Origin of the sequence: Pseudomonas sp. B34(2017) (genome assembly GCF_002112915.1) — a bacterium.
GTDB classification, from domain to species: domain Bacteria; phylum Pseudomonadota; class Gammaproteobacteria; order Pseudomonadales; family Pseudomonadaceae; genus Aquipseudomonas; species Aquipseudomonas pharyngis.
The window spans coordinates 919,625-932,629 of the sequence record NZ_NEJA01000002.1 but is presented as its reverse complement, the minus strand read 5'-3'; the positions used below and the strand labels follow the sequence as shown (position 1 = coordinate 932,629).

Below are 13,005 nucleotides of genomic sequence, written 5' to 3'. Positions count from 1 at the left end.
GTTGGGTGTGTAAGCGCTGTGAGGCGTTGAGCTAACCAATACTAATTGCCCGTGAGGCTTGACCATATAACACCCAAGCAATCTGTAGACTCGAAAGAGCATCAGATTGCGGTGTGTGAAGACGCAATGAACCGAAAGTTCGACGTTCACAAAACACCGACAGCTGTCACATACCCAATTTGCTGAAGCGAGGCCATCCGGTCACGAGTCAGTACCCGAATTTCTTGACGACCATAGAGCGTTGGAACCACCTGATCCCATCCCGAACTCAGAAGTGAAACGATGCATCGCCGATGGTAGTGTGGGGTTTCCCCATGTGAGAGTAGGTCATCGTCAAGATTAAATTCCGAAACCCCAATTGCGAAAGCAGTTGGGGTTTTGTTTTGCCTGCAGGAAAAGGCTCGGCCATTTCTCGATTTAGATTCTTGAGGAGGCGACGCTGCAGGTGTTTATCCAGTAGGGCGTTTGCCTGATCACTTTCCTCTTGTGATACGCCATGGCTACCCCGTATAAGAGCGACTTTCACTTCCGATATAAGAAAAAGGGTGCACGCATGAGCAATGCCTGGAACGAGGGATATTTCACGGACGAAGGCTACACCTACAGTTATAGCCGGGAAATCAATCCGGTTTTCCAGCGTTATTGTCTGCTGTTGCGCGGATTCGCCACGCTGGAGAGTAGCGACGGCTACCACTGTGAGCTTGGTTTTGGTCAGGGTGTTTCGATCAACATCCATGCGGCGGGTAATCCGGGCTCTTATGTCGGCACCGACTTTCACCCAGGTCAGGCGTCCCATGCCATTGCTCTGGCCAGCGACTGGGGCAGCGATGCGCGACTGTATGACGACAGCTTCGAGCAGTTGCTGGCCCGTCATGATTTGCCTCAGTTCGACAGTATCAGCCTGCATGGCATCTGGACCTGGGTCAGCCGCGATAACCACAAGTTGATCGTTGAATTCGCCCGTCGTCATCTCAATCCTGGTGGTCTGCTGTACGTCAGCTACAACTGCTTCCCGGGCTGGTCGCCCCAGGCACCCTTGCGCCAACTGTTCAGCCTGCACGACCGTTTCGCCAGTCAGGCCTCTGCACGTCCTGATCAACGTATCGACGCTGCGCTGCAGTTTTCAGAAGCGCTGCTGGCTGCAAATCCCAAATATGCCAACTCGGCGCCAGGGTTGGACGCCAAGCTGCAGAGCATCAAGGGCCAGGATCGCCAGTACGTCGCCCATGAGTATTTCAACCGCGATTGGAACTGCATGTATTTCACCGACGTGGTTGATGCCCTGGCGCCCGCCAAACTCGATTACGCCACGACAGCCGTGCCGCTGGACTCCGTCGATCCGCTCAACCTGACCGCCGAAGGCATGGACTTTCTGGAAGGCATTGAGCACCCGGTCATGCGTGAGCAGGCGCGCGACTATTTTGTGAACCAGAGTTTCCGCCGGGATCTTTATGTGCGCGGCGCCAACAGACTATCTGCTACCGAGCACCGCGAGCGTATGCTCAGCACGCGCTTCGTCCTGTTGCAGGCAGCCGACAGCGTGCCGGCCAACGTCACCGGTCCGGCAGGCGCAGCTACGCTGCAGGCAGAGATTTACGGCCCGGTACTCGCAGCACTGGCGGATGACGCCTATGTGCCGAAGACCTTGCGGCATTTGCTGGATCTTTTGCCCTCGCTGGCCTATGGCGATGTGGAACAGGCCCTCAACGTGTTGATCGGCATGGGGGCCGTGGCGCCCTGTCAGAGCGAAGCAGCCGAAAAACTGGTGCAGGCCCGCTGCAATACCCTCAACCTGCAGCTTTGCAAGCGTTCGTTGTATGGCCACAAGATACAGACCCTGGCGAGTCCGGTGACCGGAGGTGGGGTGACGGTCAGTCGCTTCCAGCAGTTGTTCCTGATATCGATCAAACAAGGCAAAAAACACCCGGCTGAATGGGCACAACTGGCATGGGGCATCATCGGCGGCCAGGGCGAAGGTCTCCTCAAGGACGGCAAGGCCCTGACCACCGCGGAAGAAAACCTTGCCGAATTGACCGCGCAGGCTCAAGCGTTTGCCGAGAGTACGCTGGTGATTCTCAAGGCTTTGAAAATCGTCTAGTCGAGAGAGGGACGGCAGGATGCCCTCGCGTCGCCTGCCGTCGACCGGACACTTCGGATTCTTGCGCAAAACCAGAACAGCACCGCGGCGGACGCGCGGTCGATGTAATGCCCCGATCAAATAATAGCGGTGACGGAAACCGGACTTTCCATAGGTACTGAAGTGAAGCGTGATACTCACCTTGTAATGCTCTTGCTGTTGGTAATCGGCTGTTCCCTGGCGTCGCTGACCATCTGGAAGATACTGGGCTCTCGGGATCGAGCACTGGATGAAGTCAATGTCCACGGGTTGAACCTGACGCAGGCACTTGCGACGTATTCCGAAGGCATTGTCCGGCAGAGCTCGCTGCTTCTGCTCGGACTCGTCGAACGTCTGGAAACCGAAGGCAGTGGCCCAGCGCAAATCGAACGGCTCAAGACTTTGATCAACCGGCAGCGACCGCTGATGCCGCAGCTCAGTGGCATCACTATCTACGACAACAAAGGTCACTGGTTGATGTCATCCAACCGACCGATTCCTGTCGGTGCCAACAGCAGTGACCGTGCCTACTTCATTCATCACCGTGACGATCCATCTCGCGAACCCTTCATCGGCCCGCCCATCCGCAGTCGCTCGAATCAGGAGTGGGTGATCACGATCAGCCGGCGTTTCAATGACGATCGCGGAGAGTTTGCCGGTGTGGTGTCGGTCACCCTGGGGGTGGAAAACTTTCTGCGTCTGTTCGGCCAGCTCGATATTGGGCAGGAGGGCGCCATTGGCTTGTCCTACACCGATGGCACGCTGCTGGTCCGTTACCCTTTCCGTGAACAGGACATGGGGCGCAACTTCTCCAATTCGCCGATCTATGCGAAGTACCTGGTGGACAAATCGGTTGGCACTGCATCCTTCACGTCCAGTCTCGACGGCGTGGAACGGCTCTATGCCTTTCGCAAGAGTGAAACGCTGCCGCTGATCACTACGGTTGCGCTCGGTAAGCGCGAAGCCCTGGCGGCGTGGCGGTTTGAAGCGTTGTTGTCGATCGGTGTGGTTACCACATTGCTGGGGCTCACCGGCGTCATTGGCTGGTTCCTGATCCTGGATATTCGTCGCCGGACGCAGGTAGAAGGAGAGTTGCGCGATACCCAACAACAGTTGCTCGGCACGAACCGGCAACTTGAACTGTTGGCAATGAAGGATGCGCTGACAGGCCTGGCCAATCGGCGATGTTTCGATCAGACCCTGGCGATGGAAGCGCGCCGGGCGAAGCGTGACGCAACTTCGTTGGCGTTGCTGATGATTGATCTCGACTATTTCAAACTGTTCAACGACGCCGAAGGGCACATTGCCGGCGACGCTTGTCTGCAGCAGGTGGCCAAGGTGCTTGAGACCTGCGTGCGCAGGCCATCGGACCTGGTGGCGCGTTACGGAGGGGAAGAAATGGCGGTGATCATGCCCGATACCGACAGTGACGGCGCAGCGGTCGTGGCGCAAATGATTCTGAAACGATTGGCGCAAGAGCCTATCGCTCACCGGACCAGTCCATTCGGCCGAGTGAGTGTGAGTATCGGCATCGCGGCCGCCACCGGGTCGCAACTGGACACGGTACAAGGCCTGATCGCTGCGGCAGATCAGGCGCTGTATCAAGCCAAAGGGGCGGGCCGCAATCAGCTCGCCAACAGTGTCGCCAGCGAAAGCTACTCTCCGTACACCGGGTAATCCACATAGCCTTCGGCATGGCCGCCATACACCGTGGCCGGGTTCAGCGAGTTCAGCGGCCAGCCATTGGCGATCCGCGCGGGCAGATCCGGGTTGGCCATGAACGGGCGACCGAAAGCCACGAGGTCCGCCAGTCCGGATTCAAGCAACCGCGCACCGCTTTCGGCGTTGTAGCGGCCCGCGTAGATGATCGCGCCGCTGAAGGTGTCGCGTACCGCTCGACGGAAGGTTTCCGGCATCACTGGCGCGTTGTCCCAGTCGGCTTCGGCGATGGACAGGTAGGCAATGCCGACGTCCTGCAGCACCTTGATCGCTTCGATGTAGGTGGTGTGCGGGTCATCCTCGACCATGCCCAGATAAGTCCGCGCTTCATCGGTGGTGGAGAACAGCGGCGCGAAGCGCACGCCGACCTTTTCCTTGCCGATGCATTCGGCGACGCCGCCCACCACTTCGCGCAGAAAGCGCAGACGGTTATGCAGCGAACCGCCGTATTGATCGGTGCGCAGATTGCTGTGGGCTGAGATGAACTGGTTCACCAGATAACCATTGGCACAATGCAGTTCGATACCGTCGAAACCGGCGTCCATGGCATTGCGCGCCGCCTGGATGTAGAGCTGAACCAGTTCCTGGACTTCCTCGGTGGTCAGTGCGCGCGGTGTGGATGGCGGAACCAGAGCGCCCACACCGGGCGCGGTTTCGATGAACACACTGACCCGGTCGGTGGCGATGGCGGAGGCCGACACCGGGGCGTCACCATTGGGTTGCAGGGCAGTATGGGAGACGCGACCGACATGCCATAGCTGCGCGAAAATCACGCCGTCACTGGCGTGGACAGCCTCGGTGACCTTGCGCCACCCGGCGATTTGTTCGGGAGTATGAATGCCTGGAGTCCAGGCGTAACCCTGGCCACGGGGTTCGATCTGGGTGCCTTCAGTCACCAGCAAACCGGCACCGGCACGTTGCTGGTAATACTTGGCCATCAATTCATTGGCGACATTGCCCGGTTGAGTGCTGCGCTGACGAGTCAGGGGTGGCAGGACGATGCGGTTTTTCAGGGTGTGGCGGCCCAAGGTGACGGGTGTAAAGAAACAGCTGTGGTTCATGGAAATACCTTGTTCATGGCCTAATTAGACCAGTCGACTATTCTAGTGACGAAAAAAGAACACCGTGCAACGCACACACGGTGTCCGGATCAGTTGTTCGAGGATGTAGCGGAAAGCTTCAGCCCAGCAGCTTCAGCAGTTTTTCGGCGACAGCTGCCGAGCTGGCAGGATTCTGGCCGGTCACCAGTTTTCCATCAGTCACTACATGAACCTGCCAGTCGGCAACTTTGGAATAGCGACCGCCAAGACGCTGGAACTCGTCTTCGATCAGGAACGGCACTACGTCCGTCAAACCGACGGCTGCTTCTTCGGAATTGCTGAAACCGGTCACTTCGCGATGCTGGATCAGCGGTTTACCGTCCGTATCGACCACATGACGCAGTACCCCCGGCGCATGGCAGACGAAGCCATGGGGCTTGTTGCTGCGCGCGAAGGCTTCGATCAGGGCAATCGAATGCTTGTCTTCTGCCAAGTCCCAGAGCGGGCCATGGCCACCTGGATAAAACACCGCATCGAAATCTTCGGCGCGGACGTCGGCCAGGCGACCGGTGTTCGCCAGTGCCTGCTGCGCGGTGGGGTCCTGGCGGAAACGGTCGGTTTCAGCCGTCTGAGCATCGGGCTCGTCGCTCTTCGGATCCAGCGGTGGCTGACCGCCGGCGGGCGAAACCAGGGTGACGTCGGCGCCGGCGTCCTTGAAGGCGTAGTAGGGGGCGGCGAACTCTTCGAGCCAGAAGCCGGTTTTCTTGCCGGTGTTGCCGAGTTGATCGTGGGAAGTCAAAACCATCAAGATTTTCATAGAGCACCCTGGGTTGGTCTGGCAGCGTTCATGAGCAAGGGATTCGCACAGGATCGGCACCGGGAAAAAGTTTGTCGGGGCGCAGCATAGTTTCCAATTAGACCAGTCGTCTAGTAATTTTTTTCTCTGAAGCTTTTTCATGGGCAGGTGTGGCAAACTCGCGTTCCTTTGAGATAAACGACTGGTCTATTGCCTGGTAATTCGTGCCCCATGAAACCGACCTACGACGACACCCGCCAACATTTGCTCGACACCGGCCACCGGATGATGGCCGAGAAAGGCTTCACCAGTGTCGGCCTGAACGAGATCCTGCAGACCGCCGGCGTGCCCAAGGGTTCGTTCTATCACTACTTCAAATCCAAGGAACTGTACGGCCAGGCCTTGCTCGAGGATTACTTCGTCGACTATCTGGCGGACATGGAGCGACGCTTGACGCTGCCCGGCCTGAGCGCCCATGAGCGGCTGATGGATTACTGGCAGGGCTGGCAGGATCGCTGCACTCTGGAAGGCCATGGCGACGAATGCTTGGTGGTGAAACTCAGTGCCGAGGTGGCTGACCTTTCCGAAACCATGCGCCTGACCTTGCGTGATGGTGCAGAGCGAGTGGTGGCGCGCATCAGCGAGTGCATCGAACAGGGCCAGGTCGAAAAAAGCTTGCCTGAGGGCGATGCTCGGCAACTGGCTGAAACCCTGTATCAGCTTTGGCTGGGGGCCAGTCTGCTGAACAAACTGCAACGCACGGGGCAATCGTTGGGTACGTCGATGGCGACCACGAAGCGCCTTCTGAGCGTGTGAGAAAGCAGTAGACGCAAGCGGTCGAGAGTCAGCCGCACAAACGAATGGGAATGCCTATCAATTGCGCGGCGGGTGGTATACCATCCGCCGCGTTTTGCTGGCAGTTATCCCCTTCGTTCTGGCCTATCTGTAAGGTTCTCCCCCCATGCGTCGAACTCTGCTGTCCATCTGTGTGTTGCAAACGTTGTCTCCCTTTGCGTGGGCCGAGCCATCCGATTCAACGGCGTCAGTGCTGGAGCTGGAGGCAACCGATGTGGTCGGTACCGCGGATTACGAAAGGGCAGACAGCCCGGTACACGGATATCGCGCGACCCGTTCGGCCAGCGCCACCCGAACCGATACCTCGATCCATGAAACCCCGCAGTCGATCAGCGTCGTCACCAAAGATGCGGTCGAAGACATCGGCGCCACTCGGCTGCAGGATGCACTGGATTATGCGGGCGGAGTAGGGCGAGCCAACAATTTCGGCGGCCAGGGACTGACCACGTTCACCGTGCGCGGATTTACCACCGGCGAGTTCTACCGTAATGGTTTCCCGATCAACCGCGGCTATCCGAACATGCCGGATGCCAACACCATCGAGCGTCTGGAAGTCCTGCGCGGGCCGGCGACCATGCTCTACGGTCGTGGCGATCCGGGCGGTACTTTCAATGTCGTATCCAAACAACCGTTGCCCGAGCGCACGGTCACACTCGGCAGCCAGTTGAATGACCAAGGCATGCGGCGGGGTACGCTGGATGCTTCCGGCCCGCTTGATGAAGAGGGGCGTCTGGCCTATCGCCTGAACGTGGTGGGCGAGGGCGGCGATACCTTCCGCGATCACGTCGAAACCGAACGCTACGGCGTGACCCCGGTACTGACCTGGCAAGCCAGCGATGACACCCGAGTGATCTTCGAGGGCGACTTCATGCGCAACAACCATCCGCTGGACCGGGGTGCGACGCGTTATCCCCGGCAGATCGGCACCGCCTCCCGCGACACCTTCTTCGGTGAACCGGACGCCGGCAAGTTGCACAACGACAACAACATGGCGCAATTGCGCTTCGAGCATGTGCTCAATGAAGACTGGACGCTTGGCGGTGGCTTCCAGTGGCTCGACGGAACCTTGCAGGGCAATGCCATTGAAGCCAACGGCATTGCCGCCGACGGCCGGACCCTGGGACGAAATTTCAACTACCGCAAGCTGGAGTGGACGGACAAGGACACCCAACTCAACCTGACCGGTCACTTCTCCACCGGCGGCCTGCAGCACACATTGCTGACCGGTATCGAATACGAAGATTACGACTACCAGTCGATCATCCAGCGCTCCAGCGGCGCGGTGAGTGCCTATCCGATCGATATCTTCAATCCGGTGTATGGGCAGCCCCGTCCGGCACTGACGCGCACCCCGACCCACGACAAGGAAAATCTCAAGACCTACGCCGCGTTCGTACAGGATCAGGTGGCCCTGACCGATCGGCTGAAAGTCCTGGCCGGCGCACGTTTCGAACGCTTCGAACACGACTACGAAACCTACGTGCCCGGCGGCAAAAACTGGCAGGCCAGCGACAATGCCGTCACGCCCCGCGTCGGTGTGACCTACGACCTGACCGACACCCTCGCGGTCTACGCGGACACCGCGCGTTCATTCAAGCCCAATACCGGCGCGAGCCGACAGGGCGGGGGTTTTGAACCGGAGAAAGGCAAGTCCTGGGAGATGGGCATCAAATGGGAAGCGCTGGATCATCAGTTGAGCGTTGACGCGGCGATCTATCAGATTGAAAAGCGCAATGTCCTGACCACTGACCCGGTGGACTCGACTTTCAGCGTGGCTGCCGGGGAAGTGCGCAGCCGAGGGTTTGACCTCAATGTCGCCGGCAACCTGACCCCCGAGTGGCGTGTCATCGGGGGGTACGCCTACGTCGATGCCGAGGTGACCAAGGACAACGTGATCCGCTCCGGCACGCGACTGATGAACATCCCGAAAAACAGCTTCAGCCTGCTCAATGTCTATGAGTTCCAGGACGGTGCCCTCAGTGGTCTGGGTCTGGGAACAGGCCTCAAATATGTCGATGAGCGCGCCGGTCAAACGGCGAACACCGCGTTTTCGATGGGGAGCTACACCGTTGTCGACCTGCTCAGCTACTACAAGGTCAATGACAAGTTACGTCTCAATCTCGACCTGAAGAACCTGTTTGACCGGGACTACGACGAGGGTGCATTCGGTAACGTCTACGCCTATCCGGGGGCACCAAGAACGGTGCAGGTCGGTATTTCTTACACGTTGTAGTCGGGGTCTGGAATCTGTCAGCGGGGGCTGCGGCCCCCGATGACTGTGAGGCTCAGCCGGTCACACATCCTTGCGGAGTCTTTCCGGCAAAACTGTCCACCAGGCTCGCCACAACCATCTCGCCCATGCGGGTGCGGGTCTGCAGGGTCGCGCTGGCGCGGTGTGGTTGCAGCACCACCTGTTCCTGGGCAAACAAGGCTTCAGGTACATTGGGCTCATCGACGAAAACATCCAGCGCCGCACCCGCGATCTCACCGGCCGTCAGGGCCGCCACCAGATCGGTTTCGTTGACCAGTTTGCCGCGCGCCACGTTGATCAGGTAGCCGCCCTTGCCCAGGGCCTGCAACACGGAGGCATCGATGATGGCCTCGGCCTTGTCGGCCGCCGCCGCGAGAATCAGGGCATCACTGTCGCGGGCCAGTTGCTTGAGGTCGGCGATGAAGGTATGGCTGACATCGCTCATCGGTTGCAGGTCGGTGTAACTGATCGGACAGCCAAACGCGGCTGCCCGGGTGGCGACCGCTCGGCCGACCCGGCCCATGCCCACGATGCCGATCCGCATGCCGGACACTTGCCGCGCCAAAGGCAGCGGTGCCAGTGGCGTCGGGCTTTGCGGCCACTGGCCCGAGCGAACGTAACGGTCACTGGTACACAGCCCACGACACACGGCGATCAGCAAACCGATGGCCAGGTCGGCCACGTCTTCGGTCAGTGCGCCGATGGTCGCCGTCACGCGAATTCCGCGATCCCGGGCGTAGGCCAGATCAACCGCATCGGTGCCGACACCGTTGACCGCCACCACTTCCAGTTTGGGCAGTTGCGCCATCAGCGCCTGGCTGATGCCCGTGTGGCCACCGGTGATCACGCCGCGAATGTTGGCGCCGTGTTCCTGCAAATACGCCGCTTTGTCGGCCTGCTCGAAATAACGCCTGATTGTGAACAGTTCGCCGAGACGGGCATTGATTTGCGGAATCAGGATCGGGCTGAGCTGCAAGACTTCTGGCTTCATGTAAACCTCACTTACGCAATAAAAAAGCCGGCTCAACCACGGCCGGCAAACGGCATGGCAGTCGCCATGACGGTCATGTTCAGGACGTTGGCCGACAGGGGCAGACCGGCGATGTAGCGCACGGCGTCGGCGACATGCTTGACGTCGACCATCGGCTCCACGGCGATGCTGCCGTTGGCCTGGCGCACGCCTTTGGTCATGCGCACCGACATTTCGGTCAAGGCATTGCCGATATCGATCTGACTGCAGGCGATATTGAATTCCCGACCATCCAGCGCCAGGGACTTGGTCAGCCCCAGCACCGCGTGTTTGCTGGCGGTGTACGCGCTGCTGAAAGGACGCGGGGTGTGGGCCGAAATCGAACCGTTATTGATGATGCGGCCACCCTGTGGCTGCTGCCGGCGCATGAGCCCGAACGCGCCACGGGCACAGAGAAATACACCGTTGAGGTTGGTGTCGATCACGTTTCGCCACTGCTCGAACGTCAGCTCATCCAGCGGCACGGCGGGGGCGTTGACCCCGGCGTTGTTGAAGACCACGTCCAGGCGTCCGTAGACTTCGGCAATGGTTGCAAACAGCTGATCGACACTGGCGGGGTCGCGTACATCGGTAGGCACCGCCATCGCTTCGCGGCCTTCGCCGGCCGCCAGATCGACCAACGCCTGCAAGGGTTCGGGCCGGCGTCCGGCCAGCACCAGGGTGTATCCGTCGGCCAGCAGGCCCAGGGCTACGGAACGGCCGATCCCGCTGCCGGCGCCGGTCACCAGGGCCACTTTCAAGGATTGAGTGTCAGACATCTTGTTGTTCTCCTTTTTTCCAATCACTTAAGGACAGACTCAAGGCCGTGGGCCGACGCGCATTTCGAGTTGGCCGATGCCGTCGATCCCGGCGCTGATGACGTCGCCGGGTTGCAAGACATCGACGCCGGCGGGGCTGCCGGTCATGATCAGGTCACCGGCCTTGAGTGTTACGGATTGCGAGATGCGGCTGATGACTTCACTCACCGACCAGATCTGGCTGTCGAGACGATCGCGCTGGCGTTCTTCACCGTTCACGCTCAACCATAATTCCCCTTCGAGCCGACCGGTCCGAGTGACCGGCACAATGGCGGTCATCGGTGCGGCGCCGTCAAACACCTTGGCACCTTCCCATGGCAAACCGTCGCGCTTGGCCAGGCGCTGTACGTCACGACGGGTCAGATCCAGGCCGGCGGCGTAGCCCCAGACATAGGCCAGCGCCTGGCTCTCGGGGATCTGCGCGCCGCCTTCGCCGATGGCCACGACCAGCTCGATTTCATGGGCGAACTCTTCGGTCAGCGACGGGAAGATCACTTCGCCGGCAGCGTCGACGACACTGCTGGCCGGTTTCATGAAGAACACCGGTGGCTGGCGCGGCTGGCCCAGGGTGTCCGGCCACGGGTAGTTGCGGCCGACGCAAAAGACGCGTCCGACGGGAAAGCGTTGCTCGCTGCCGACAATTGGCAAGGTCACTGGCAGATCCGGGGTAAAGACGTATTCGGTCATGTTCATCCTGCTGGAAGTCCTGTGTGAGAGTGCAGCGTACGGCGGCAATCGCTGGCGAAGTTGGACGAAAGCCGCCTCCAATTGGAGAAAACAGTTGTTCTGGCTTCAGCGCGTTTTCAACTCGATGCGGTACAGGCGACCGAGCAGCAATGAGTAGGAGAGGGTGCCGATCAGCGCCACGGCGCCAATGAACCAGAACGCCCAGGCGAACGAGCCGGTGGCGTGGACGATGGCGCCAATCACGATCGGGGTGACGATCCCGCCAATGTTGGCGGCCAGGCTGGTGATCCCGCCGGTCAGCCCGATCAGTTCCTTGGGCGCCACCTCCGACACCGCCGCCCACGAGGACGACGCGATGCCCTGAGCGAAAAAGGCAATGGTCAGCACGGCGATGCAGATGACGTTCGAGTCGGTGAAGTTCACCAGCACGATCGACATGCCCAGCATCGACCCGACTACCAGCGGCAATTTCCGGGCGAAAGACATTGAATAACCACGACGGATCAACAAGTCGGAGACGATGCCGGCGAGCAGGATGCCGACCGTTGCGCCCACAAAGGGCATCACGGCAAAGATCCCGGCCTTGATCGTGGTCAGATGGCGTTCTTCAATCAGATAGGTCGGGAACCAAGTGAGGAAGAAGTACAGCGCCGAGGTGCTGGCGAACTTGCCGATGCAAATGGCCCAGACCTGACGGTAACTGAACAGCTCGGCGATCTGCCGCCAGTTGAAACGAGTACGTTCCTGGCTGCTCTTGACCAGCCCGCCGCCGGCCTCGATGTATTTCAACTCTTCTTTGCTGACCTTCTTGCAGTTCAGCGGATCGCGATACAGATACAGCCACAGCACACCAAAGACGATGCCAAGCGCGCCGGTGCTGTAGAAGACATGGCGCCAGTCAAAGGTTGTGGCCAGCCACAGCAGGGCGCCGGTAAACAGTGCCGTGCCCAGGTACTGCCCGCAGACGTAAATACTGCTGGCAAGGCCCCGTTCCCGCGCCGGGAACCACACGGTCACCGCACGGCTGTTGGCCGGAAATGCCGGCGCTTCCATCGCCCCGACGGCCAGACGCAAGCCGAACAGCGAAGCGAATCCCGTGGCGAAGCCTTGAAACACCGTGACGGTCGACCAACTGATCAGTGAAACCCCATAGGTGAAGCGTGAGCCGAAGCGGTCGGCGATAAATCCGGCTGGCACCAGAGCGAGTGCGTAGGTCCAGGCAAAGGCAGAGAAGATCAGCCCCATTTCAATCTTGTCCAGGCCCAGGTCCTTGGCCATGAACGGGGCGGCGATCGAGATGTTCACCCGGTCGATGTAATTGATGATCGTCGCAATCAGCAGCAGCGAGAGCATGAACCAGCGTCGCCGCGTCGGCAGTCGTCGGGATGAAACGGCGTCCCTGTCGGCGGCAATCAAAGGGGGCGCGGTGGTTTGAGAGGTGTGCGAATTCGACATGAGTGGACCTCGTTATTGTTAGAAGTGTCGAGTTGTTTGCGGACAGCCGACGCCGTTGCCCTCTGTCCGGGGGCAAGGCAATCGCAGTTGAAACCAATGGCACAAACGGCCAGGGTCAGACGTTCAGGGACGTCTCCCGGCTGGCATCGTCGGTAAAGGCTGGGGAGGAGCGGCGGGGAGCAATAGCGGATTCATGACGTGCGCACCTTCTGTTGTTTTTGAAAGAGGTTGGGCGTGAGAAATACAGTGGTCGTACAAC

At 59.8% G+C, this 13,005-nt stretch carries 10 protein-coding genes and 1 rRNA gene; 5 read left to right on the top strand and 6 right to left on the bottom strand.

Features of this window, described 5'->3' with window-relative positions:
* The first annotated feature begins 223 nt into the window (after positions 1 to 223).
* The 3 genes from rrf to CAF80_RS09565 all read left to right on the top strand — a co-directional run bounded on the left by rrf (position 224) and on the right by CAF80_RS09565 (position 3,793).
* Positions 224 to 339: ribosomal RNA gene (rrf, locus tag CAF80_RS09575) — 5S ribosomal RNA — on the top strand.
* Positions 340 to 553: 214 nt separating this feature from the next.
* Complete coding sequence (locus CAF80_RS09570) at positions 554 to 2,098, top strand: class I SAM-dependent methyltransferase (RefSeq protein ID WP_074690700.1); 1,545 nt, start codon at positions 554 to 556, stop codon at positions 2,096 to 2,098.
* 162 nt (positions 2,099 to 2,260) lie between these two features.
* On the top strand, positions 2,261 to 3,793 hold the full coding sequence (locus CAF80_RS09565; RefSeq protein ID WP_085667248.1) for a sensor domain-containing diguanylate cyclase: 1,533 nt from the start codon (positions 2,261 to 2,263) through the stop codon (positions 3,791 to 3,793).
* On the opposite strand, the gene CAF80_RS09560 is transcribed toward CAF80_RS09565, so the two are convergent.
* Both CAF80_RS09560 and CAF80_RS09555 read right to left on the bottom strand, forming a co-directional pair.
* Positions 3,772 to 4,896, bottom strand: a complete 1,125-nt coding sequence (locus CAF80_RS09560) for an alkene reductase (RefSeq protein ID WP_085667247.1) — start codon at positions 4,894 to 4,896, stop codon at positions 3,772 to 3,774. The two genes, CAF80_RS09565 and CAF80_RS09560, sit on opposite strands and share 22 nt — an antisense overlap.
* Before the next feature lie 118 nt (positions 4,897 to 5,014).
* Positions 5,015 to 5,692, bottom strand: a complete 678-nt coding sequence (locus tag CAF80_RS09555; protein ID WP_085667246.1) for a type 1 glutamine amidotransferase domain-containing protein — start codon at positions 5,690 to 5,692, stop codon at positions 5,015 to 5,017.
* Positions 5,693 to 5,902: 210 nt separating this feature from the next.
* On the opposite strand from CAF80_RS09555, the gene CAF80_RS09550 reads away from it, so the two are divergent.
* Together CAF80_RS09550 and CAF80_RS09545 are read left to right on the top strand one after the other, a co-directional pair.
* Positions 5,903 to 6,487, top strand: coding sequence for a TetR/AcrR family transcriptional regulator (locus tag CAF80_RS09550; protein WP_039770995.1), 585 nt, complete (start codon positions 5,903 to 5,905; stop codon positions 6,485 to 6,487).
* A 145-nt stretch (positions 6,488 to 6,632) separates the two neighbouring features.
* Entirely contained in the window at positions 6,633 to 8,759 is a 2,127-nt protein-coding gene (locus CAF80_RS09545; protein ID WP_085667245.1) for a TonB-dependent siderophore receptor, read from the top strand.
* A gap of 52 nt (positions 8,760 to 8,811) precedes the next feature.
* Here CAF80_RS09545 and CAF80_RS09540 read toward each other — a convergent pair whose 3' ends face one another.
* The 4 genes from CAF80_RS09540 to CAF80_RS09525 all read right to left on the bottom strand — a co-directional run bounded on the left by CAF80_RS09540 (position 8,812) and on the right by CAF80_RS09525 (position 12,746).
* Positions 8,812 to 9,768, bottom strand: coding sequence for a 2-hydroxyacid dehydrogenase (locus CAF80_RS09540; RefSeq protein ID WP_011333660.1), 957 nt, complete (start codon positions 9,766 to 9,768; stop codon positions 8,812 to 8,814).
* 32 nt (positions 9,769 to 9,800) lie between these two features.
* On the bottom strand, positions 9,801 to 10,565 hold the full coding sequence (locus CAF80_RS09535; RefSeq protein WP_039771000.1) for an SDR family oxidoreductase: 765 nt from the start codon (positions 10,563 to 10,565) through the stop codon (positions 9,801 to 9,803).
* Between the two features lie 39 nt (positions 10,566 to 10,604).
* On the bottom strand, positions 10,605 to 11,297 hold the full coding sequence (locus CAF80_RS09530; RefSeq protein WP_039771001.1) for a fumarylacetoacetate hydrolase family protein: 693 nt from the start codon (positions 11,295 to 11,297) through the stop codon (positions 10,605 to 10,607).
* 99 nt (positions 11,298 to 11,396) lie between these two features.
* Positions 11,397 to 12,746 carry an MFS transporter gene (locus CAF80_RS09525; protein WP_064595597.1) on the bottom strand — a complete coding sequence of 450 codons (1,350 nt, stop codon included), beginning with the start codon at positions 12,744 to 12,746 and terminating at the stop codon, positions 11,397 to 11,399.
* Between the last annotated feature and the right edge of the window lie 259 nt (positions 12,747 to 13,005).